Raw genomic sequence first — 23,701 nt, 5'->3', positions numbered from 1 at the left:
TTTTTGTTCATATCTTATAAATCTTGTCCTACAACATACTGCAGGCTTTCATAGTATTGATTAAGTTCTTTTTTGGTATCCAGGATGATCATTTTGTTTCCGATATAGGTTTCCAGAAAATCCATATATTCCAGCATGCTGATATTTCTTAATCTGAAATTTTTCTCATGGCTTGCCAGCAGACCGTCCAGCGTAGCCTCGTAATTGTCATCAATTTCTTCTGATACCTGCTGTGTCCTGATATAGTTTCTGAAAACAGAGACAATTTCATTCTCAGATTTCTGCACATTTTTACGGGTCTCAAGTTTGCTTTTCTCAATTTCCAGTTTAGCTTCCTGAATATTTCCTTTGTTGCGGTCGAAAATGGGCAGATCCACAGAAACCCCCAGTCCTATGAAATCTTTCATGATATTTCCTCCGCGGTCGTATCCGATAGAAACTGCAACGTCAGGAGTTTTCATAGCATTTTGAATTTCCAGATTTTTGGCGGCATGCTTCTCTTTATTTTTTGCGATCATGATATCCGGACGGTTTTCTTTTGCCTTTTCCATCCATTGATTTACTTCCAGCTCTGAAATTTGTTTTTCAGGCATAGTGAATGAATCAGAAATGACCAGATAAGATTGTGGCGGCAGCATTAACAATGCTTTTAACTCCATCTGCTGGTCTTCGATTTCCTGTTTTAATGAAATCAGTTTCTTTTTAAATTCAATTTCCTGTGCCTTTAGGCGGACATACTCAGCTTTACTGATGTTGCCAAGGTTTAATTGATTATTATAGGATTTTGTTAATTTCCCGATGGAAGCAATCTGTCCCTGGTAGATTTTCTGCTGTTCCTGATTGTAAAGAATCTCTGTGATTGTATTTCTGAGTGTTTTCTTAAGCTCACGCAGAACTTCCTGCAGTTCATACTTTTCTCCTTCCACTTCTATTTTCTGAAGTTCAATATTTTTTCGTCTTTTACCCGCAGTCTGAATCACCTGTTCTATCTCAGCAGAAATCTGGGTATTTTTTCCCCAATTTCCGATCAATGCAGGCTGCTCTTCAATATCATAAGTTCTCCATAGATTGACTTCGCTGATACTTAATTTGGGATTGGGCCAGTATTGAGCCTGAACGGCTCTTGCTTCGGCTTGTGAAATCTCAAGTTTCTGCGCAATAAGGTCAAGGTTTTTAGCCAGAAAGATAGTCTCAGCTTCCTTTCTGCTGATTTTCATAGTATCTGAAATCTGCGCCGAAAAGAAACTGAAACAATGAATATAAAATAGGGTTAAAAATAGCTTCTTCAAGATCTTTTATTTTAAGACCACAAAGCTATTTGTCTAATATTAGAGGGAATTTTAAAGCAAATTAAAATTGGGTTAGTTCAACATTAGAGTTTGATTAGAATGATTTTATTCCTGCGAATTTTTGTTGAAGAGAGTTATGTTTTGGCTAAAGCCAAAGGATTTGAATGCATTTTGTAAGCGGGTTAAAACCCGCTCCTATTGAATATTCAAATCTCTCATAGATTTCACGGATAATACAGATTTTTTTAAGATTTAAAATGAATCTTAAATCATCAATTTGCTAGATCTGGGAAATCTGTGGGAGAAAAAATCAAGAATGGGCAGGAAATTCCAGGAGAACATTGGTTCCCATATTAACCGTAGAATCAATTTTCATGACAATATGATGATGGTCAAAAATACTTTTTGAAAGCGATAAGCCAATTCCGCTTCCTTTAATGGTATCTACATTTTTTCCTCTGTAAAATGTTTCAGATATTTTCATCAGATCATCCGACGGAATCCCTCTTCCTTCATCTGTTACTTCAATATACAGCTGAGTATCTTTTTCTGATAAAGTAATGATTACAGGTTTATCATAAGAATACTTGATGGCATTTTCTACAATATTATATAAAGCCAGATACAGCAGCGTTTCGTTTCCGGGAAATTCAAGCAAAGCGGGTTGGGTTACGTGAAGCTGAATTTTAATGGAGGAATTATTTTCTTTCGCTTTAGGCTCCAATTTCTCGTAGATTTTCCACACCAGCTCATCTACCCTCATTGGCTTATGGGAAGATTCAAGTTTGGTCATTCCTGACATCAGTAAAAGGTTGTTGAGAATATTTTCAATCTCATATACATTTTCCAGAGACTCTTTTGCTACTTTCTTATATTCTTCCGGTGTACGGTCTTTTTGTGCAAAGACTTCCAGATTTCCGGAAATGGCAGCCAGAGGTGTTTTAAATTCATGAGAGACATAGTTAATAAAATTCTGCTGCAAGAGTACACTCTCAGAAATTCTGCCCAGCAGCTTATTGTAGGATTTAATAAGATCTTCAACTTCATCATTGGTATTGGTAGAAGTAATGGCCGTAGAAATATTATTATAATCCACTTTATTAATGCGTTCCACAACATTGGAAATAGGTTTATAAACCACTTTCGAAAGATACCGGCTCAGAAAATAAATTGCAAGCAAACCAATGACCAGCACTGAAAGCATAATAATGGAAAGCCTTAATATCTGAGATTGAAATGAATCGTTGGAAGATTTTACAAAAACAACAAAATCCCCCTGGTTATCCGGATAAAAAATCCCATAATAGAATTGGTTATCAGACATAAACTGTATTCCTTTATTATTCCGGACAGCCTGTAAATGGGAAGGCTTTATATTCTGATCATTAAGGTTATGCCCAAAGGTAACCTCGTTATTCTGATTATACACCGCCACCCTGTTATTCTGGATCAGATGATTGTATTCTTTTTTGATCTGGGCATGGCGGTCTTTCGGAAGTTCATCTTTTTCGAGATAATAAATAGCAGAAATCAGAGCCGCATTGCGAAGTTTTTCAAAATAAAAAATTTTGGTACTGTCATAATAGGCAAAGAATATCACCGCAGATGTGATGATAGAAACAATGCCGAATGAAAGGCTTGAAATAAGGGTAAACCTGTTTCTGAGTGTCATGATCAGTCTTTAATCAGATAGCCGGTTCCTTTCACCGTATGGATAATCTTCTGTTCTGTCTCGTCAATCTTATTACGGATGTAGGAAATATAAACATCCACTACATTCGTTGTATTATCAAAATCAATTCCCCAGACTTTATGCAAAATCTGGGTTCTGCTCAGCACCTTATTTTTATTCTCCATCAGGAAAGTAAAAAGTTTGTATTCAGTTGGAGAAAGCTCTATTTCTTTACCGTTTTGAGTTACTTTATGAAGATCTGTATCAATAGTGATATTGCCGCATGATAAATATTGATCTTCTTTCTGATAGCTCAGTTTATTTCTTCTGGTTAAAGCTTTAATTCTTGAAATCAGTTCTTCAAAATGGAAAGGCTTTGATAAATAATCATCCGCTCCCATATCCAGCATTCTGATCTTATCATCAGGACTGTTCAGGGCGCTCAAAACCAGAATAGGCGTGTAATTTCCTTTGAATCTTATAATCTGTGTAAGCTGCATTCCGTCCAGCCCCGGAAGCATGATATCCATTAAAATAATATCAAAATCATAGGTATGAAGAAATTCACGTGCTTTTTCACCTGAATCGGCAAGGGTTATATTGTAACCGGCCTCAGAAAGGCCTTTTATCAGAAAATTGCTGATTCTTTGATCATCTTCTACCAACAAAATATTCATAAGTCTCTGAAATTTCCCATAAATATAGGTATTCTAATTAAGAAAGAAGCTGGAGCCTGGAAGAGAGAAGCAATGGAGCTCTGATAAATCGTCCCAGCCATTTCATCAATCTTTTAAAATAGTAGAACAAACAACTATTATTACCCATACAGCTTCCAGCCTTTTTTCATAATTTTGAAAGATGGAGATGATATATTTAATTATTGGGTTTGTTGCCGGCGGCTTACTGGGAGCCATTATACTGTATCTTGCATTGAAATCATCAACGGTATCAAGAAGTTCATATGATGCACTGAACGCCTTATCTATTAAAACCCAGTCTGAGCTTGAAAACTCGAACCTGAAAATTCAGGAACTTACACAGAACATCAGTAAAGAAAAAGAAGCCAATATGCTGCAACAGGATTTACTGGATGACCTGAAAAATGAGTTTTCAAAAATCTCCGCCGAATATTCTTCTTTACATATCCAGTTTCAGGAGTTAAAACAAATCAATCAGAGACAGACTTCCCAGATAGAAACCCACATTCTTGAAAAGCAGACCCTTTTTGCTAAAAATTCTGAACTTCTGGCAAAAAATGAAGGCCTTCAAAAGTCTCTTGATACCCAGAAAGAAGAAATCATTAAAATCCAGGAAGATTCTAAGCTCCAGTTTGAAAACCTGGCCAATAAAATCCTGGAAGAAAAAACAGAAAAGTTTACTGTTTTAAACCAAAACAACTTAAAAAATATCCTTGAGCCTTTTCAGGAGAAAATTGCTGATCTAAAGAATAAAGTCAATGAAGCTTACGAAAAGGAAAACAAAGAACGTTTCTCCCTGGCAGAAAAAGTGAAGGAGCTGGCAGAACTGAACCAGCAGATATCTGAAGATGCCAAAAAACTCACCCGCGCACTGAAAGGAGAAAGTAAAACACAGGGAAACTGGGGAGAAATGATTCTTGAAAGTATTCTTGAAAAATCAGGACTGGTAAAAGGAAGGGAGTATTTCCTGGAACATGAATTACGTGATGAAGATAATAATGCTTTATTTTCCGAGTTTTCCGGAAAAAAAATGCGCCCGGATGCGGTTGTAAAATATCCTGATGAAAGAAATGTTATTATAGATTCCAAGGTTTCACTTACTGCTTTCACAGAACTGGTGGACGAAACCGATGCCGATGTTTATGCTATCAAGCTCAGCCAGCACCTTGGATCTATCAAGAATCATATTAATCAGCTAAGTCAAAAAGCGTACGATGACTATGGAAAATCATTAGATTTCGTGATGATGTTTATTCCTAGCGAACCCGCTTATATTGCTGCGATGCAGGCAGATCAGAATCTCTGGAACTATGCTTATGAAAGAAGAATCCTTCTGCTCAACCCAAGCAATCTGATCACTTCCCTGAAGCTGATTGCCGATCTTTGGAAGCGGGAGTATCAAAACCGAAACTCTATGGAAATTGCCGAGCGCGGCGCCAAGCTCTATGACAAATTTGTAGGTTTTGTAGAAAACCTGGAAAAAGTGGGCCGAAATCTTGACCAGGCAAAGAACGTATATAATGAGGCATACAAACAGCTTCATACCGGAAATGACAACCTTGTCATTCAGACTCAGAAGCTGAAATCATTGGGAATTAAAAATAAAAAAGACCTGCCACAGAGCCTTATTGACAACAGCAATCTTATTGAACCTTCAGAAAGCTAAAACTCCATGAAAAAGCCATTTGCCATCATCATTATAAGTATTTTTATTTTTATACTCTCTCTTCCTTTTACAGCAGTATATACGGAACCCCATAATGTGGATGGGTTGACCTGTCTGTTATTAGGATGGGCAGAAATGAGCGGTGGAGGCATCGCATGGATGGCCAATCCTCTTCTTGTTACAGCAGCTTTTTTGCTTTTGATGAAAAAGACAAAAGCATCGTTAGTGATCAGTCTTCTTGCGTTGCTTCTCACTTTATGTTTTTTAACCGTGAAGGAAATCACTGTTGATGAAGCAGGTCATCAGAATCCGATAACAGGCTATGGCCCGGCTTATTACTTATGGATAGCAAGCTGCATTTCAATGATTTCAGGGAATATTATTCTTATTAGATCCGCTGGGCAAAATCATATTTCCAAATAAAGTGCTGTTTAAAACGAGCCTGGAAAACCTTTTTATCAAAGCCAGGGAAGTTCAATCATAAATTTTGCATAATTTTGCAGCATGTTGATAGAAAGTTTCCAGAACGATAAAATAAAAAATGTCACTAAGCTCCTTACTGACAACAGATTTCGTAAAAAATCAAAAGTTTTTGTAGTAGAAGGCCAGCAGGAAAATGAAAGGGCCATTCAGTATGATTTTGAACCCCAGGAGTTCTTTATCTGTGAAAGTATATTCAAAGGAGCTATTCCCAATGGAAAAATCCATTACGTAAGCGAGAAAGTATATGAAAAAATAGCTTACAGAGGAAGTTCAGAAGGAATTATCGGGGTTTACCATGCAAAGGAAACTCTTCTTTCATCATTTGTTCCCCAAAAAGATTCTACAGTAATTATTGTTGAAGGTGTAGAAAAGCCAGGAAATCTTGGCGCAATTTTAAGAAGCTGTGAAGCATTTGGAATTGATGCACTGATTGTTGCTGACGGAAAAACGGATTTCTATAACCCCAATGTCATCAGATCAAGTGTTGGATGTCTTTTCGGAATGGAAGTGTATCAGGCTGAAAATAAAGAGACATTGGAATTTTTGCAAAAAAATAACTTCAATATCTATACCACGCTTATGGATGAAAGTGCTGAAGATCTTTATAAGAGAGATTTCAGACAGCGTTCTGCCGTGTTATTCGGTACGGAACATTCCGGATTAAGTGATTTCTGGATCGGAAAAGGGAAAAATACCCTGATTCCTATGGCCGGAAGTATTGATTCTCTGAATCTGAGCAATGCTGTAGCGATTACCTGCTATGAATCTTTGAGACAGAAGAAGGGCTAACTATATTTGGCTATTCCTTGTTGAACTTTGTCTATTAATGAGATTGCCCAGCCTTTGACTCGCAATGGGTAAGCATAAAAAAACCGCTTCACTGGGTGAAACGGTTCTTTTATTGTTAAGCGTATGCTAGAATTATTTCTTAGCAGCGTCTTTTGCAGCATCTTTAGCAGCGTCAGCAGCTCCTTTAGCAGCATCAGCAGCTCCTTTAGCAGCTTCTCCAGCTCCTTTAGCAGCATCTTTAGCAACTTCAGCACCAGCAGCAGTTGTAGCAGCAGCAGCATCTTTAGTAGCTTCTACAGCAGTAGTTGCAGCAGAATCAACAACTTTAGCAGCAGAATCAGAAACTACAGCAGCAGAATCAGCTACAGTAGCAGCAGCAGAATCAGCAGTACCTTCAGTAGAAGTAGCTTCAGTTTTTTTACAAGCAACTAGAGAGATTGCAGCGATAGCAGCTACGAATAATGACTTTTTCATAATAAATTAAATTTAATTTTGTTAATATTGTTTTATAAAATTTTCTTCTGTTCTGTTATTTGAACAAGACAAAGGTAGAGCAGTTAGAAAGTTTGTCTATGAAAAATAATTGTAATACCTTTGTAAAATCGTTTTACAAAGAAACGCAACTGATAATCAACAATTTAATTATTTTTTGAAAAATTGACAGATTTAGATCTATTACACTTTGAGCAACTGAAAAAGGAAGTTCAGAGCCAATACTTAAAAGAATATACCCCATCACAGGATGATATTTCCAAGTGGAAGGGTATAGATATTATATATTTTCAGGAAGACCTGCGGAAAAAAGCAAAAGGAAACATCAGTGAAAAGTCATTTTACACTTACTTTAAAACTTCACCGGTTACCAAATTGCCCAGAATAGATATGCTCAATTTATTGAGTATTTATGCGGGTTATGACTCCTGGTACGAATTCAAAAAGCAGCATCTTTTTGCCGGCGAATTATTGCAGGAAAATGAAAATCCTGATGAAGAAGAAATTGATGAACCGGAGAAAACGGTTTCTGAAGCTCCTGAACTTCCAAAAACTGAAATTCAGCCTAAAAAAATCGAGATCCGCACCCCGGAAAATACTGATTTACAAAAATCAGCTACTGACAATCAAACAATTAAACAAAATAACACTACAACAAATGAGGTTGAGATTTCATCTGTTCCGCCAAAGAAAAATTTCTTTAAAAAGAATGCCTGGGCACTTGTTACTTCAGTTTTAATTACCATCACCGGCCTTTTAGGATTTAAAGATGTACTTTTCTCGAAAACATATAAATATTGTTTCATCGATAAAGACAGGGGAGTTTCTGTGATCAACACTTTAGAAATAATGGTAGTGAAAGAAAATGAATCTCCACTGATGTATAAAATAAAGCCGGGGGAATGCTTTTACTATTCTACCAAGGATAAAAATTTAAAAATGCGGATCAGCGCTCCTTTCTACGAACCTCTTGAAGTAAACAGAAACCTTGAAAATGCTCCTGAAGAAGAAAAAATAGAGTTAAAGCCGGATGATTATAAGATGGCTGTCTATTATTTCTCTATAAAAGACATCAAGGGGGGAAATCCTGATGAGCAGGTTGCTCTTATTAAACAGAAGAGAAACCAGCTGGAAAACCTGATCAGCAACAATGCGGTAATTTACCAGGTATATGATAACGATACTTATGGTATAGAAAGCCTGAATAAGCAGAAATATATCACATTGGTAACCACCCCTACCACCTCTCTGAAAAACCTGAATGTAATAGAAATGAAAAAGGATAACAAAGGTAAGATTGTATCCATTAAATTTAAAATTGCTACCACAGATGAAAAGAATAAATAATTTTTTAATTTTCACCGTGCTTCTGACTTTATTTATTGCCTGCAATAATAAAACTTCAGAGGTAAGCGACCTCGATAAACTGCGAAACAGCAACAATGAAAAGAGCTATCCTGCTGTACAGATGGACAGTATGCAGGCCATTAACTCCATCACCAAACAGAAAGTTCAGGAGCTGCTCGACCTGTCGACTCTTTACCTGAGCGGAAACAGAAATACAGAAATAGACACGGTCATCTATTCTCAGATGGAAAGCTACTTCCACAAGCCTGATTCCCTCACCTTTAAAAGGCTGCTGAAAGAGCTGGACAGTATGAAAGTGAAAACTGCTAAGGTAAGCAACCTGAATGTTTATAAAGAATTTTATAAAAAGGACACATTGGATTATGCCAAATTTAATGTAGAGTACTTCGATAATAAAAACAAGTCTCTGGGAAGCTTTGAAAAGAATGCACAGTACATCTTGCTCTCTACTTCAAAACTTAAGAAAGAATTTAAATTTTACTTTTTAGATTTTTATTCCAAACCACTTAAGAAAGACAGCACTTCTGTAGGAGTAACCAAATAGTCCAGGGGAATATCGTTTTCCCAGACATCATCCACATATTCATCGGGATCAAAATAATTGATTCCGATTTTTTTTGTCTCAGGAGAAATACTTTGAAACAGGCCGTCATAAAATCCTTTTCCATACCCTACCCGGTTTCCTTTTCCATCACAATACAGCAGGGGTGTAATGACGTAATGAAAGTAATTTTCACCGGAATCTTCATTGGAAACAGGTTCTGTAATCCCCCAGCTGTTGGCTTCATAAAGAGTATCTTCAGAGATTTCTATATTAATCAGTTTATCAGCCACAATCTTAGGGACATAAACCCGGATATTTTGCTCTAAAAAATACTTTATGAAGATTTGGGTATCAATTTCCTTCCTCTCCGGAATCGGGATGAAAATATGTACTTTCTCCCCCACTTTCGGGTCGAAATACTTAATGAAATTTTCAAAAGTCTTCTGTGATAACAAGAAAGCCTCATCATCAGACAAGGCTTTTCTTTTTTTTGTATATTTTTTTCTAAGCTCAGCTTTCAGCATAATTATCAGGTTATTTTAACTGAAATAATTGTTTCTGGATTATGCGTTCTCCAAAATTCTATACAGTTTATCAGACAGGCGAACTCTGAACGGAAGCTCGAAAGTAATCTGATCTCCCGGCTTTGCAGTTTCACAAGGACCTCCGTTGGCATAGATCTCAGTAACAGCAACTTCCTGTTCTCCCGTTGTAGGGCCTGAAATCAATATTTTATCTCCTACTGACAGGCCTTTGTTTTCAATCAAGAACTGTGCAATTTTTGATTTTGAATAGTAATGTTCTGCTTTTCCGATCAGCTCTTTTTTAACAGCAATCTTCTGGCGGATATTTTTAGTTTCAGCTTTTGCCAGAGGCTTATCCGGTAAATCACCTGATTTTTTGAACTTCAAAGCATCCGATTTTCCTTTTCTGAATACTTTATTTCCAACCTGCAGCCCTTTTCTCAGCTTCACCTGCTCGTCCCAAGGCAGATGTATGGTATCCAGACATTCTGTGGAGCAGCAGTTTTCCATTGCAGCCTTACATTCATCACATTGGATAAATAATAAATGACAAGCGTCATTAGCACAGTTCGTATGGTTATCACAAGGTTTACCACACTGGTGGCACTGTGCAATAATATCGTCTGTAATTCTTTCCCCCAAGCGGTGGTCAAATACAAAGTTTTTACCAATGAACTTACTTTTGATACCTTCTTCTTTTATCTGGCGTGTGTACTCGATGATGCCACCTTCCAGCTGGTAAACATTTTTGAAGCCCTGATGTTTGAAATAGGCACTGGCCTTTTCACAACGGATCCCGCCGGTACAATACATCAACAGGTTTTTATCTTCTTTAAAATCCTGAAGCTGTTCATTGATAATCGGTAAACTTTCTCTGAAATTTTCCACATCCGGTGTAATAGCTCCTTCAAAGTGCCCCACTTCACTCTCGTAATGGTTTCTGAAGTCTACTACAATAGTATTAGGATCTTCCAGCATATTATTGAACTCCTGAGCTTTCAGATGAATTCCTTTATTGGTAACATCAAAAGTTTCATCGTTCAAACCGTCAGCAACAATTTTGTTTCTGACTTTTATGGTTAATTTTAAAAAAGAATAATTGTCCTGATCTACCGCTACATTCAAACGGATTCCTTTCATGAAGTCATAAACTTCCAGCGTATCACGAAAAGCCTCAAACTGATCTGCAGGAACACTCATCTGAGCATTAATTCCTTCAGTGGCAACATAAATACGGCCAAGGGCATCCAGTGCATTCCAGGCTATAAATAATTCGTCGCGAAATTTTTTGGGATCTTCAATTTTGGCATACGCATAGAAAGACAAGGTAAGGCGGTCTTTACCGGCTTCATCAATAAGTTTGGCTCTTTCTTCTGCGCTTAAGGTGTTATACAGTTGCATGCTATAAACGTTTTAAGTGAGAATAAAATTTTTGCAAAGATAATCATTTTTGAATTAAATATACTGATGATAAGAATCACAGCTATACCCAATAAGTAATCAGCAATGAATTAAATAATGCTGTACCCTGAGAAAGTCTGACATATTTTCATTAATTTTTTTTTAAGTTTTGTTAACTATGACATTAACAATTATGATTTAAGGCACAAAATGATATAATAGCCGTTAAATTTTAGTTAAAATTGAAACATAGCATACTAATTGCTTACTTATTTAACATTAAATTTGTTTACTCAAAAACATAAAAATAAATTAATTAATAAACAAGAAAGATATACAATGAAGAGTACTTTAAAAAAACTATTACCATTTGCAGTAGTTGGGGTAATTTCCGGAGCTACTACCGTTGGAGCTTTACAATATTTCGGACCTGGTTCCAACAATGGAGATCAATCTTATTTCACAACAGCCGCACCCAACACTTCGTTTGCGGGAATGAATACGGCAGCCGTAGGTGATGACTTTGTAAAAGCAGCTAAAACAACTGTTCCGGCTGTAGTTACCATTAAAAATTATCAAAGCAGAACTTCAAGCAGAGCTTCAGAGCAGGATTTGTTTGATTTCTTCTTCGGAGATCCTTTCGGGGGAAGAGGCCAGCAGAGACAGAAGCAGCAGGCTCCTGATAATATGCCATCAGGAATGGGTTCAGGGGTAATTATATCGCCGGATGGTTATATTATTTCAAATAACCACGTGGTGGCCGGAGCTAATAAGCTGGAAGTCGTATTAAGCAACAAAAAATCATATATTGCTACTTTGGTAGGTACAGACCCTAACACGGATATCTCTTTATTAAAGATTGAAGAAAAAGGTCTTCCTTATCTGAATTTTGCCAACTCTGACAATATTGATGTAGGACAATGGGTGCTTGCAGTAGGAAACCCGCTTGGGTTAAACTCTACAGTAACAGCCGGTATTGTTTCTGCTAAAGGAAGAGGTATCGGAATTTTAGGAAGCCAGGGAAAAGCGGCTAACCCTATCGAAAGTTTCATCCAGACGGATGCTGCCATCAACCCGGGTAACTCTGGAGGTGCTTTGGTGAACACTAATGGTGAACTTATCGGAATCAATTCGGCAATTCAGTCTACTACAGGATATTACCAGGGATACGGATTTGCTGTTCCTTCCAACTTAGCAAGAAAAATTGTTGAGGATATCAAGAAATTCGGAATTGTACAGCGAGGATTCTTAGGAGTTCAGTCTCTGGATCTTTCGAATGATCAATTGGTAAGTTCTTACAATCAGCAATATAAAACGAACCTAAAAGTAGGGTCCGGAATCTATATTACAGGATTTGGCGAGAACAGTGGTGCTGAAGATGCAGGCTTGAAAAAAGGTGACATTATTACGAAAGTAGATACCTATGACATTACTGATTTCGCAGACCTTTCTATGTCTATCGGAAGCAAACGTCCGGGTGATAAAGTACAGGTAACTTATCTGAGAAATGGCAAAGAAGGAACAACTAACGTAACGCTTAGAGACCAAAAAGGTGGAACTTCCACAAGAACAAAAGCAGATCTTAGCGTAACTGAAAAAATAGGAGCTGAATTCCAAAGCATTGATGACAGAACAAAAGCATATTACGGCTTAAATAGCGGGGTTGTTGCCAAAAACGTCATAGAAGGAAGTGAAATGGCCAAAGCAGGAATTGTGGACGGTTACATCATTACAGAAATCAATGGTAAACCTGTCAACTCTCAGAAAGATGTAGAAAGCTTATTGAATAAATTCTCCGGAACCGCACAAATAAAATATATGGATGACTACGGAAGAAATTACCAGAGAGGATTCAAAATGCCTTAGTCAAAAAATTAAATTAGTTTTTTCTCATATCAACAAAAAACGCTGCAGAGATCTGCAGCGTTTTTGTATTTATTACTTGTTCATTTTTTCAGCAATTCTTTTCTTCTTATTGCGCTCGTAGATCACTTCTACAATCTTACCTCCGATCCAGGAAAACGGAAAGAATGTAAGGAAAATAGAAATCTTGTAAAACGTAGGATGATAAGGAAAAATAATTACATCCAGCATTGCGATAAAGAGCATAATAAAACCGATCAGAATAGCATAGGCAACTTTAGCATATTTAACGATGATTGCAGTTGCAACTCCTCCGATAGTAGTTCCCAGTCCGGAAATAAACAAGAGGAAGCCGAAGAATGCCTTATCATCTTTCATACTGAAAAGAAACCTCTGCCAGTGCTCAAACGGAGCAAAAGCCTCAAAAGTTACCCATTGCGGAAAAGCCCTTATACCAAGAGTGATAATAAGCCCTGCAATACCAAGGCCTATCAGAACCGCAATTGTATTTCTTATAAAGTTCATTAATCCTGATGTGCAATCATAGAAATTTCGATATCCACATTTTTAGGCAAACATGAAACCTGTACTGTTTCACGGGCAGGATAGCTTTCAGAATCCAGGTAAGAAGCATAGATATCATTCATTACAGCGAAATCATCCATATTCTTTAAGAAGATTGTAGCTTTTACAACGTTTTTGAAAGTCATGCCGGCTTCAGTAAGGATCGCTTCAAGGTTTTTCATTACCTGGTGCGTTTCTTTTTCAATTCCTTCAACCAATTTTCCAGTTGCAGGATCTACAGGAATCTGTCCGGAGATATACAAAACTCCGTTGGCCATATTAGCTTGTGAATAAGGTCCGATAGCTGCAGGTGCATTAACTGTGTTGATTACTTGTTTCATATGCGGATATTTAATTTTTTTCTAAGTTCATAGACTGTCACTGCCTGTTAAATTCATTGATATTTAAATCTGCCAGCAGTGGTTGCATTAGAATTTCTTTTGGTTGCAAATATAAAATTTATATTCACAAATGCCAATCTGATATTAGAAAGGCGCATTAGGCTGGGTAAAGCTTCTGTCTTTGTACTTCAGTGCATCACTTAAGATATTGGCTTTGATGCCGATAAAGAAGTCGTACACTTTATACTGTCCGAACGGAACCCAGTTGAAATTAATCGTAAAACTTCGCTGATCTCTTGAAAAACCAATTCTTGTGTATGCCAGTTCTTTGGTCACCATATCATAATGGGTGCTTCCGTTGATATTCCAGTAAGGTGTCAGCTTGATACTGCCATCTAATCCTAAGGATGCAATTTTATTACCAAATCTGCTCAGTCCTTTAGAATATGCGTAATTGGCACTGATATTTAAAGTCCATGCCTGATCAAAGTGAGCATAATGATCATCATCAAAATAATAATTTTCATTTCGGACCTCTCCCTTGGAAGAATACTTTTTGGCGTAATCTGTTTTTTCTCCAAAAATCTCGCTGCTTAAAGGATAAGACAGCTGAACGTTGAATCCCTGTACACTGAAATGTCCGAACTGTTCAGTTCTTATTCCTGTATCCTGTCCTGGTAAGAAATCAATTTTATAAGGTTCAAGTGCAAGACTGGTATTAACTGTTAATTTGTTATTGAAAAAAGAAGACTGCCCGTTGATTGAAAATACAGACCAAGGGTGGTCTTTAGCAGCGAAGTTATAGCTTCCCGCAAGGTTTAAGGATTCAAAAATCTTGATTTTCTTCACTCCTGTAGAATCACTCTTAGACTTTATTTTCATCTCGATATTGTTACCGATATTAAAGCCTAAAGCTCCCTGCATCCCGCTTGACGGGCTTCCGATGATCCCTTTTTCAAAAATAGAGTAAGGTGTCAATGCCCCGGTGGCATTATAATAGTTTCTGTAATATCCGAAGTTAGGACTTGAGAAATCCGGAGAATATGTGAAGCTTACACTTGGAGTCATCATGTGTCTTACCGCTTCCACTGCTGAGCCTTTTTTGAATTTCAGCATTCCGTACAATGTAGTCTGAAGACTGGCAGAAGTAGAGAATGTAGAGTATCCGCTAAAATTTTTCTTAATCTCATCGACAGTTACATTTTTTACAGGATCGTAATACCTGTTCAGTGTTTTTGTAGTCAGAGCATTGTCAATATTGGCACTTAAGCTGAATGTAAAGTATTTAGCCACCGTTGTATTGGTTGCCAATGCAATATTATTTTTAAGCCCGGTCTGCATTTTATCCCACATTTCTTTTTTAAACAGCTCATTTTCCTGAGTATTTACGAAATTGGTAAGGTTAAATCCGGTATTCACCGTGATATTTTCAAGAAGTCCCTGTCTGATTCCCGTTCTAGATTTGAAAAGATAAAACTGGTTAATGGCTACGTTCATCTGCGGGAGACGAAGGTCTGCCAGTCCTGTTGCAAAGTTCTGTGAATAAGAAGCCGTTCCCGTAATAGTCATCGGAAGTTTAAGAAATCTTTTGGTAAGGGTAACCGTAGAATTCTGCTGGGTATTCAGTACATTCTGGTTGAAAATGTAATTGTTGTTAAGCGGGTTATTATAGAATTTGGTACTTACAATGTCCACAGAAGCACTGAATGTAAGGAAAGGATTGGCCTTGGAATCCTGAGAGTGGGTCCAGTTGATCCTGTATGTACTGTTTTTAGTATAATCATCCAGCCCTTTGATTCCTCTTACCATGGTACCGATATCTGCTGTAAAGTTTCCTGAGTAACGGTATTTCTTCTGGTAATTCACCTGGGGACGCAGGTTCCAGCTTCCTTTGGTATAAATATCTGCTAAAACTTTAAGGTCAAAATGTTCCCCGATAGGCTGGTAATACCCTATCCCATTCAGGAAGAAACCTACATCTTCCCTTTCCCCGAAACTTGGGATCAGAATACCTGCTGCCCTTTTATCAGAAAATGGTAAAATGGCAAACGGAAGATAAAGAGGTGTAGGAACCTGCTCAATAAACATCTGGATAGGTCCTGTTACGATCTGGGATTTTGTTTTGGTTTTAATCAGCTTAATATTGTAAGCCCGCATAAAATAATCCGCTGCCGTATCTTTTTTCTTAATGAAATAATCATCCGTTGTATAATCCGCTTTTCTCATCGCGAATACGGAATCGTTGTATTTTTTAGTTTTCTGAGCTATAATTACCCCTTCACTTTCTTCTGTTCTTGCATTGAAAGCGATGGCCTGCTTGGTTTTTGTATTATAACTGAATTCGTTGGTTTCGTATTTTTTTCCGGCCTGTGTTGTAATGACAGGTTCAATAATTTTTCCCAGAGAGTCCTGTTTTCCTCTGGCGTATATCAGGTTTTTGTTATCATCAATAGAAATATAATCCGCATCAATCTGCATATCCTGATATTTTACCTGCGCATTTTTATTCAGGAATGTCATTTTTTTCGGAACATCTCTTCTCTGATCGTCTGCTTTTGTACGAAGAACATCATTCAAAGATTCTTTTTTTACAACTATGGTATCCTTTTTGGAAATAGTATCATTAACCGCATTTTTAGGCAATTTTTCAGGAGTTTTCTGTGCTAAAAAATTGTTAAAAATTAGGATAATTAAAATTTGTAATATATTTTTGAAGACGGTTTTGGCCAATTTTATACTATATAATTAAGGCCCAAAATTAATATAATTTTTATAACTGTAAGATGCACAAACAAAATTTTAAAATAATTTTATCATTTCTCCTTATCCTTGTCAGTAACTTTATTTTCTCTCAGAAGAAGTTTACGATCGTTTTGGATGCCGGACACGGAGGAAGTGATCACGGGGCCAACAGGACCTATTCCGACATCGGAAGAGTCGCTGAAAAAGACATTACACTTGCTATCACCTTAAAAGTGGGTGCCATGTTAGAAAAAAACAGAGACTTCAAAGTAATTTATACCCGAAAAATAGACGAGTACCCTTCTCTATCCGACAGGACAAACCTGGCCAACAGGAGCAAAGCAGATCTTTTCATATCTATTCACTGTAATTCTTCTCAAAGGCCTACAGCTTACGGTACAGAAACTTATGTACAGGGACCTAACCAGAATAACGAAAACCTGGAGGTAGCCAAAAGGGAAAATGATGTGATCTTCCTGGATGAAAAGGATAAGCAGATCTTTGGTTCTTATAATCCTGATTCTCCTGAATCTCTGATCGCTTTGAAACTTCAGCAGAGTAAATATCTGGAATCAAGTCTTCTTTTGGGAGGATTGGTGGAAGATAACTTTGTGAATAAGGACAAAAGATCTTCAAGAGGGGTATTCCAGAAAAACCTTCACGTTCTCCGTATGAATGCGATGCCATCTGTACTGATAGAAACAGGATTCATCAATCATCCTGAAGAAAGTCACTATATCGCTTCTGACAAAGGACAGACTGAGATTGCAGAAAGCATCTACAATGCTGTTATCGATTATAAAAAAGCAATTGACAGAAAATCCGGCGGCTCTATTGCTGTCAGAAAACCTGAGCCTGAAAAGCCTGCTGAAGTTCCTCTGAAAAATGACTTCAGAATCCTTCTGATGAGCTCTCCTATGAAATACAATGAAAATGATCCTGCCCTTAAAGGTCTGAACTATATCCTTACTCTTAAAGAAAACGGACAATATAAGTATTACTATGCTGTAACCAATCTGGCCTCTGTGAAAGATATTAATCTTAAAACCGCTAAGGATGCAGGATTCAGAAATGCTTTTGCCGTTGGATTTATGCCCAATCAGAGAATCAATATGGGTTATTATACAATAGAAGTATATGCCGGAGATAAGCTGAATGGCAACTCTTATATTCTTCAGAACCTGAAAGATGTGGAAAGAGAAAAAGACAATGGAGTATTTTATTATACCTATGGAAAAGTGTATACACTGGAGGATGCAGTGAAGCTTCAGAAAGAGCTTGAGGCTAAAGGCATCAAAAATACTGTGATACAAAAAGTCTACAAATAAATCCGGAAATAATTTTGAAGTTAAAAAGTTAATTATTACTTTTGCAACCTCAAAATTCGGCCTATTCGTCTAGTGGTCAGGACTCAAGATTTTCATTCTTGCAACAGGGGTTCGATTCCCCTATAGGCTACGAAAAATACAAACCTTTAACTGCTCAGTTAAAGGTTTTTTTATGGACTCTTTTATTTTCTTATTTCTCATTAAGATCTCCGGGTAAATTTCAGATTGTATGATTTAATTAAAAATATTGAAAGTCAGATTATAGCAGACTTCCAGATTGAGAATTGTAATGAAACAATATTTACTTTTTGCTGAAAAAGGTATTGTGTATATGTTATATATCACAAAAGCATTATATTTGCAAAAATTTTATCCATAGTTGGTCACACAATATGGTCACACTGATGAAAAATAATATTGATAAATCATTGTTTGTAGTTTGCTACAGGCTATCAAATTTTATATCATGCCGGATTTAAAAATACAAGAAGCGAAATTGCTTTTTAAGAAAATCCACTCTAACCCAAAAAGTTATGATTTACAAATCAATGAAGACGGGATTACAGGCAAAGATGATAAAATCAGTTTCAGGCTTTACAGGACAGGAGAAAGGGTTGCTTTTGAAGTAACAATTGACGGACTTACTTTCACCAATACTACTGGAGAATGGAACAATGCACTGATCATGCTGGGAAATACGATCAAAAAATTAGAAAAAGAACAAGAAAATTTAAAAATAGAACAGGCAATAAATAAACTCAGAAAGTACCTATCAGAAGAAAATTAATTTTTTTAAAAATAAATTTGGTAGTTTAAAAAAAAGTTTATAGTTTTGCACTCACATTTAAACGATATGGCAAATCATAAATCAGCACTAAAGAGAATCAGACAAAACGAAACTAGAAGACTTCGTAACAGATATTACCACAAGACTGCTAGAACAGCTTTAAAAGCTTTAAGAAATGAAGAGAACAAAGCTGCTGCTACAGAACAATTGCCAAAAGTTATCGCTTTATTGGATAAATTAGCTAAGAAAAACATTATCCACAAAAACAAAGCGGCTAACTTGAAAAGCAAATTAACAAAGCACGTTAATAAATTAGCGTAATAATATAGCCGGCCCGTTCGTCTATCGGTTAGGACCTCAGATTTTCATTCTGGTAAGAGGGGTTCGATTCCCCTACGGGCTACTTACATCTTAAAAAACCACTGTATAATATCAGTGGTTTTTTAAAGACAAAGTAGTAAAGCTATATAAAACATAACTAACCGGCCCGTTCGTCTATCGGTTAGGACCTCAGATTTTCATTCTGGTAAGAGGGGTTCGATTCCCCTACGGGCTACAATAAGAGTTGATACTTATAAAAACAAACACTAACCTATTACTTCGGTAGTAGAAGATAGAGGGCCCGTTCGTCTATCGGTTAGGACCTCAGATTTTCATTCTGGTAAGAGGGGTTCGATTCCCCTACGGGCTACAAAAGGACTTTTTCGGAAGTCCTTTTTTCGTTTCCGTACAAGACATTTAGTCATTATTCACAGCACCTGCAGATTTCAACTTCTGCCATCATTATTCATTCTAATATCAGATTAATGTGACAGCCTCCGGTAAATTTATCATTAACCAGGCAGGTCATACTGCTTCCATTCGTGCAATGAAGCATATTACTTTTTATTAAAAATATCACCAATAATGGAAATATTATTTTCTGTTTCTTCCTTTTATCCTTACATTTGAATAAAACTATTCACTCTAAAAATATATAACATGAAATTCAATTTACTTGTGGGAAACCGAACTTCTTTTAAGGCCGGTTTGATGGCTTTGTTTTTATTTTCTGCCAGCACAATGTCCTTTGCCCAGAACAGAATTTATGCGCATGCACAAAGCTCAGGCGTATTTGGTGTCGCATGCCTGGGATGCCATATAGATAATCCGCTCAATGCCGTAGGAGATAATGAAAATGATTATTCAACAATGGTATTGGGAACGGCTCTATTGGGAGGAATTCAGCAAACGCTGATTTTTCCTGACCTGAGATCAGACACAAGGCTGGTTGTAGGAATCGGGACAGATAACATTCCATTATCTGTACAATTATTAAGCGGGGTCACTCTCGAAACAATGAATGGAGGTACATCCAATGAGGACAGAAGAACGATTGATGTCAGCCTTCTTAAACTGGGGGCAATTCCCAACAGAGGCACAGTAGAATTCAAGCCAGCAAAGCCTTATGACGGAATAAGAATTGGTTTAACCGGAGGAGTGTTAAGCCTTGGCGGCGGTTTCAGAATTTATTATGCATATCAGGATCCTCTGGTGAATATTATGGCATACAGCCAAAACGGACAGATTACTCTTGGAGGAAATGTTCCGGTGGAAGGTTCTGAAGTAACGCTGTTCAATACTTCGGGGAAAGAGGTATTCCGTTCAACACTGAAATCAAACACATTTGAATCTAAACAGCGTGAAGGGCTTTATATAATGAATGTAAAAACTAAAGATGGGAAAACATATTCCAAAAAAGTTTTAATTCAATAAGTGATAACAAAAGCACGGTAGGTTTTAGCCTGCTGTATTTATTTTCAAAGCAGCCTAAAACACCACATTAAATAAAACAAATTCATAATCACAAATATCAACAAATTATTAACAAATCACTTAATTATGAAATAAAATAAACAACATAATCATTTTATTTATAAATTTACAAAAAGCTAAAACCCAAAATTTTCTACATATGAAAACTTATTTATTATTTAGCCAACGCACAATGAAAGCTGCAATTTTGGCATCATTTCTATTTTTAACGAGCTCAATGTCTTTTGCACAGATTGTAAAAACTTATGCAAGCAGCCAAACCAACCAGGTACTTGGCGTATGCTTAGGTTGTGGTGTTTTGAATCCTCAAAATGCAGTAGGAAGTAACGAAAATGACTACTCTACCCTTCAGGTTTCAGTAGGTCTTCTGGCGAGAACGGAACAGACATTGATCTTCCCAACTACCAATATCGCGAACAATACCAACAAGCTTGTTCTAGCCATTGGTTCAAACGGAACGCCTCTGTCTGCCCAGGTATTGGGAGGTGTTTCTATTGAAACATTTAATGGAGATGTCTCCAACAACGATTACACAAGTCTTGCCACCAAACTGATCAACCTTGGTGCCGGAGATCCAAGCAAAGGTGAAATTGAAATGACGATGAACATTCCTTTTGACCGTATCAAAATCAATGTGAATTCAGGATTATTGAATATTGGCGGTGAGCTTAGAGTATATTATGCTTATCAGTATAAAGATCCGTTCATCAACTTTATGGCCCATAACCAAAACGGACAGTTCACTCTTGATAAAAATATTTCTGCAGCCGGTTCAGAAGTAACCCTGACCAATACTTCAGGAAAAGAAGTATTCCGTTCCAAGCTGACATCCAATACATTTGAAACCAAGCAGCCACAGGGAGTGTATATCATGAACATCACTACAAAAGAAGGAAAAACATATTCTAAAAAAGTGACCATCAAGTAAGGAAAAGATACATAACAGATCAGGCCCGGCAAGCTTTTAAGCTTGCCGGGCTTTTATTTACAATTCAATATTTACTAAAAAACCCTGACCAATTTGGCCAGGGTTAGACTAACAAGATTAACTATCTAAAATAGTATTAGTTTTTGATAACTTTTTGCTGATATACCGCTTTATCTGTTACCGCTTTTACAATATAAACACCCTTTGGAAGAGCACTTACATTGATTTGTCCGTTATTCAGCTGTGCATTGATGGCTCTGCCAGAAGCATCATAGATAGAAACATTCTGAATTTTCTCCTGTGTTTTAATGGTAAGAATATCAGTAACCGGATTAGGGTACATACTGAATTCAAGTTTCTTCACCTCAGCAGTAGCCAGAGTTGATGTTGTACTAGTCACTGTAAGTGTTTTCTCCACTAATTTACCATTGGAATTAAAGCTGATCACAATATCAGATGTACCTGAAACAAGTGGTGTCAAAACCAGCTCGTCATTATTATTAATCACTGCGGAAACGACTGTAGGATTGCTGTTTGATTTTATAGACTTTACAACCGATACTGTCATGTTGTCCGCATCAGAGATTACTGATTTCAGATCGATCGAAGTCGTATTTGCTGCTGTAACCTGTGAAGGTAAAATATTGCTTACAACAGGAACTGAATTATTGGTAAATACCGTCAATGCAGGGAACCAATAATAATCATTCAGTGTTTTGGTATTGATAAGAGTCCCGCTCATATTGTAGGTATGAATCCAGTTTTTCTGGAAGTGTGCACCATACCCGCTTTCTGTGGTATTCAGAACAAGTTCACCGGTAACAGGGTTTACACGAAGAGCTGCACCGTAAGGAATTTGCTTAAACTGCCCTGTCTGTCCCGGAATTGCTGCAAAGTTTTCGTTAAATGTTTTTGTTGTAACATCAAATCTTACAATCTGTGTTCCTGAACTAAAGCTGCTGATTGAATTGATCCAGTATAAGGCATTTTCTTTATTACTTGCCGTAAATCTTCCTGCATTCCATGCTCCCCAGTCCCCAATGTATTTAGTGGTAGGAATATTGTAAACCTGTGTTGCAAACGTGGTAGGGCTGATGCTGATCAGCTTCTGATCCTGAATTCCCCATATACTTCCGTCTTTAGCCTGAACTACTGAATAGAATCCTCCGGCAACAGTGCTCACTATGGTATCCGTATTGGGATCGATTACTAAAATTCCGACCCCCTGCTTCACTGCAAATACATATTGTGAAGTACGGATCATGTTTCCAATCTGGCCGGTTCCGCCGGTTCCGGTAATCAGGGAACCTACCTGCAGATTGTCGATATTGAAAAGGACTATTCCGGTAGAAGTACCAATATAACCTTTATGCACGTTCACCCCTACAAATGATCTTCCATCACCACCTCCGATGTTATTAAATCCAGCAATTTTCTGCATGGTCTGCGCATTGGCTACAACCAGTCTTCCACCCGGCGTATACTGAGTATCTCCTCCATCGGCAGCCTGCTTTGATACAAAGTAAAATTTGTCTCCATAGATTGTTCCGTATTGTGTGGTGGCACCGAAAGCCTGGTTATTGTTTGCATTACTGTAAACACGATAATTGATCTGACCGTTATTATCAATGAAATTTACAGAACCGTTGGTATGGCCAAACCATTCTTCGTTTACCATAAAATATCCGTTGGTATAGTTTGTAGAAGCTACGTATGGAGAAACCGGAGTAATGGTAGAAGAAACAGGTGTTTCATTAAATCCTACATTGAAATTCCATACATCCCATGAACCATTTTGCAATGCACGTGAAGAAGCACCAACACTGGAATATCCGAAATCTGCATCAGCCGGATTCTTTACCCAATAAGCCCAGTATCCGTTAACTGTCCATCCTGACTGCCAGTGATCATTGGCAGCGTCTACAATTGTATAACTGTCAAAATCATAAGCTGTTGTGTTTACAAAACCGTTCACAGGATATAACGGATATGTGCTATTTCCGTTTTTGATCAGGGCGTTGGTACCCTGACCGTTAAGATCAAAACCTATTCCCCCGACTGCTGATCCGAACTGTGTTCCCTGATACAGCAAAGTGTACAGCCTGTGATCTGCTTTAGCAATGGCTTTCAGCATGTCTTCTCCTGTGGCATTTCCGTCCCATTTGTAGCCCCAGACCATAGCATCAGGATTTTTAGCGTCATTCCATTGTACGACAAAAGCAGCCTGATTGGCTCCCGACCCTACCCAATACTGAATATCAGAAAAACTGATGGTAGTGGTATTAAGCTGACTGATCCCTGAAATATCATTTCTGGGTACTCCCTGTACTTTTATCTGTGCATTGGATAAGCATGCAAACAGAAAAAGCATCATAAAAAGATAAAACTTTTTCATTTTTATTAATTT

21 protein-coding genes and 4 tRNA genes are annotated in these 23,701 nt (G+C 37.3%); 15 read left to right on the top strand and 10 right to left on the bottom strand.

The genetic code is table 11. The annotated features are described in order from the left end of the window. Window positions 1-14: 14 nt before the first annotated feature. From ACR1PO_RS11395 to ACR1PO_RS11385, 3 genes are all read right to left on the bottom strand, one after another. The gene (locus tag ACR1PO_RS11395) at window positions 15-1,217 is read right to left on the bottom strand and encodes a TolC family protein (RefSeq protein ID WP_433986845.1); all 1,203 of its coding nucleotides are present in this window, start codon (window positions 1,215-1,217) and stop codon (window positions 15-17) included. A gap of 382 nt (window positions 1,218-1,599) precedes the next feature. After that, window positions 1,600-2,961, bottom strand: a complete 1,362-nt coding sequence (locus ACR1PO_RS11390) for a HAMP domain-containing sensor histidine kinase (protein ID WP_332388333.1) — start codon at window positions 2,959-2,961, stop codon at window positions 1,600-1,602. Between the two features lie 2 nt (window positions 2,962-2,963). Beyond that, window positions 2,964-3,638: a response regulator transcription factor gene (locus ACR1PO_RS11385; protein ID WP_433986844.1), complete on the bottom strand. Its 675-nt coding sequence runs from the start codon at window positions 3,636-3,638 to the stop codon at window positions 2,964-2,966. A gap of 181 nt (window positions 3,639-3,819) precedes the next feature. Between ACR1PO_RS11385 and ACR1PO_RS11380 the strand changes: the two genes are divergently transcribed. From ACR1PO_RS11380 to ACR1PO_RS11370, 3 genes are all read left to right on the top strand, one after another. Continuing rightward, entirely contained in the window at window positions 3,820-5,325 is a 1,506-nt protein-coding gene (locus ACR1PO_RS11380; RefSeq protein WP_433986843.1) for a DNA recombination protein RmuC, read from the top strand. A gap of 6 nt (window positions 5,326-5,331) precedes the next feature. Further along, window positions 5,332-5,748 (top strand): hypothetical protein, encoded by a 417-nt coding sequence (locus tag ACR1PO_RS11375; protein ID WP_433986842.1) that lies wholly within the window; start codon window positions 5,332-5,334, stop codon window positions 5,746-5,748. Window positions 5,749-5,829: 81 nt separating this feature from the next. Further along, on the top strand, window positions 5,830-6,597 hold the full coding sequence (locus tag ACR1PO_RS11370) for a TrmH family RNA methyltransferase (protein ID WP_433986841.1): 768 nt from the start codon (window positions 5,830-5,832) through the stop codon (window positions 6,595-6,597). A gap of 132 nt (window positions 6,598-6,729) precedes the next feature. Here the strand turns inward: ACR1PO_RS11370 and ACR1PO_RS11365 are convergent, their stop codons facing one another. Further along, window positions 6,730-7,071 carry a hypothetical protein gene (locus tag ACR1PO_RS11365; RefSeq protein WP_332388338.1) on the bottom strand — a complete coding sequence of 114 codons (342 nt, stop codon included), beginning with the start codon at window positions 7,069-7,071 and terminating at the stop codon, window positions 6,730-6,732. Between the two features lie 183 nt (window positions 7,072-7,254). On the opposite strand from ACR1PO_RS11365, the gene ACR1PO_RS11360 reads away from it, so the two are divergent. Both ACR1PO_RS11360 and ACR1PO_RS11355 read left to right on the top strand, forming a co-directional pair. After that, window positions 7,255-8,436 carry a hypothetical protein gene (locus tag ACR1PO_RS11360; protein WP_433986840.1) on the top strand — a complete coding sequence of 394 codons (1,182 nt, stop codon included), beginning with the start codon at window positions 7,255-7,257 and terminating at the stop codon, window positions 8,434-8,436. Further along, window positions 8,420-9,001 (top strand): hypothetical protein, encoded by a 582-nt coding sequence (locus ACR1PO_RS11355; RefSeq protein WP_433986839.1) that lies wholly within the window; start codon window positions 8,420-8,422, stop codon window positions 8,999-9,001. Before ACR1PO_RS11360 ends, ACR1PO_RS11355 begins: the two co-directional genes overlap by 17 nt. Here the strand turns inward: ACR1PO_RS11355 and ACR1PO_RS11350 are convergent. Continuing rightward, complete coding sequence (locus ACR1PO_RS11350; protein ID WP_433986838.1) at window positions 8,950-9,525, bottom strand: 5-formyltetrahydrofolate cyclo-ligase; 576 nt, start codon at window positions 9,523-9,525, stop codon at window positions 8,950-8,952. The genes ACR1PO_RS11355 and ACR1PO_RS11350 overlap by 52 nt on opposite strands. A 39-nt stretch (window positions 9,526-9,564) precedes the next feature. Beyond that, window positions 9,565-10,926: an oxygen-dependent tRNA uridine(34) hydroxylase TrhO gene (gene trhO / locus ACR1PO_RS11345; protein WP_433986837.1), complete on the bottom strand. Its 1,362-nt coding sequence runs from the start codon at window positions 10,924-10,926 to the stop codon at window positions 9,565-9,567. Window positions 10,927-11,265: 339 nt separating this feature from the next. On the opposite strand from trhO, the gene ACR1PO_RS11340 reads away from it, so the two are divergent. Next, a complete protein-coding gene (locus ACR1PO_RS11340) occupies window positions 11,266-12,792 on the top strand; it encodes a trypsin-like peptidase domain-containing protein (RefSeq protein WP_433986836.1) in 1,527 nt (508 codons plus the stop codon). 72 nt (window positions 12,793-12,864) lie between these two features. On the opposite strand, the gene ACR1PO_RS11335 is transcribed toward ACR1PO_RS11340, so the two are convergent. The 3 genes from ACR1PO_RS11335 to ACR1PO_RS11325 all read right to left on the bottom strand — a co-directional run bounded on the left by ACR1PO_RS11335 (window position 12,865) and on the right by ACR1PO_RS11325 (window position 16,424). After that, window positions 12,865-13,314, bottom strand: a complete 450-nt coding sequence (locus ACR1PO_RS11335; protein ID WP_002983085.1) for a hypothetical protein — start codon at window positions 13,312-13,314, stop codon at window positions 12,865-12,867. Beyond that, window positions 13,314-13,694: a RidA family protein gene (locus ACR1PO_RS11330; protein WP_041461978.1), complete on the bottom strand. Its 381-nt coding sequence runs from the start codon at window positions 13,692-13,694 to the stop codon at window positions 13,314-13,316. The genes ACR1PO_RS11335 and ACR1PO_RS11330 overlap by 1 nt, the downstream gene beginning before the upstream one ends. Before the next feature lie 144 nt (window positions 13,695-13,838). Further along, window positions 13,839-16,424: a putative LPS assembly protein LptD gene (locus ACR1PO_RS11325; protein ID WP_332388344.1), complete on the bottom strand. Its 2,586-nt coding sequence runs from the start codon at window positions 16,422-16,424 to the stop codon at window positions 13,839-13,841. Window positions 16,425-16,477: 53 nt separating this feature from the next. On the opposite strand from ACR1PO_RS11325, the gene ACR1PO_RS11320 reads away from it, so the two are divergent. The 9 genes from ACR1PO_RS11320 (at window position 16,478) to ACR1PO_RS11280 (ending at window position 21,294) form a co-directional block, all read left to right on the top strand. After that, window positions 16,478-17,764, top strand: a complete 1,287-nt coding sequence (locus tag ACR1PO_RS11320; RefSeq protein WP_433986835.1) for an N-acetylmuramoyl-L-alanine amidase family protein — start codon at window positions 16,478-16,480, stop codon at window positions 17,762-17,764. Window positions 17,765-17,822: 58 nt separating this feature from the next. Then, window positions 17,823-17,894 (top strand) — tRNA-Glu (locus ACR1PO_RS11315). A 336-nt stretch (window positions 17,895-18,230) separates the two neighbouring features. After that, window positions 18,231-18,551, top strand: a complete 321-nt coding sequence (locus ACR1PO_RS11310; RefSeq protein WP_002983076.1) for a hypothetical protein — start codon at window positions 18,231-18,233, stop codon at window positions 18,549-18,551. A 66-nt stretch (window positions 18,552-18,617) separates the two neighbouring features. Beyond that, window positions 18,618-18,872: a 30S ribosomal protein S20 gene (rpsT, locus tag ACR1PO_RS11305; protein ID WP_002983073.1), complete on the top strand. Its 255-nt coding sequence runs from the start codon at window positions 18,618-18,620 to the stop codon at window positions 18,870-18,872. Between the two features lie 10 nt (window positions 18,873-18,882). Continuing rightward, window positions 18,883-18,954: transfer RNA gene (locus ACR1PO_RS11300), tRNA-Glu, on the top strand. Window positions 18,955-19,035: 81 nt separating this feature from the next. Continuing rightward, window positions 19,036-19,107, top strand: a tRNA-Glu gene (locus ACR1PO_RS11295). A gap of 63 nt (window positions 19,108-19,170) precedes the next feature. Next, window positions 19,171-19,242 (top strand) — tRNA-Glu (locus ACR1PO_RS11290). A gap of 290 nt (window positions 19,243-19,532) precedes the next feature. After that, window positions 19,533-20,306: a T9SS type A sorting domain-containing protein gene (locus ACR1PO_RS11285; RefSeq protein ID WP_332388346.1), complete on the top strand. Its 774-nt coding sequence runs from the start codon at window positions 19,533-19,535 to the stop codon at window positions 20,304-20,306. 232 nt (window positions 20,307-20,538) lie between these two features. Continuing rightward, complete coding sequence (locus tag ACR1PO_RS11280; RefSeq protein ID WP_332388347.1) at window positions 20,539-21,294, top strand: T9SS type A sorting domain-containing protein; 756 nt, start codon at window positions 20,539-20,541, stop codon at window positions 21,292-21,294. A 136-nt stretch (window positions 21,295-21,430) separates the two neighbouring features. On the opposite strand, the gene ACR1PO_RS11275 is transcribed toward ACR1PO_RS11280, so the two are convergent. Continuing rightward, window positions 21,431-23,689 carry a DUF5074 domain-containing protein gene (locus tag ACR1PO_RS11275; protein ID WP_433986834.1) on the bottom strand — a complete coding sequence of 753 codons (2,259 nt, stop codon included), beginning with the start codon at window positions 23,687-23,689 and terminating at the stop codon, window positions 21,431-21,433. Window positions 23,690-23,701: the final 12 nt, after the last annotated feature.

This window comes from Chryseobacterium amylolyticum, assembly GCF_051011775.1.
Classification (GTDB): Bacteria; Bacteroidota; Bacteroidia; order Flavobacteriales; family Weeksellaceae; genus Chryseobacterium.
The sequence above is the reverse complement of the archived record's forward strand: the minus strand, read 5'-3'. Positions and strand labels throughout refer to the sequence as shown.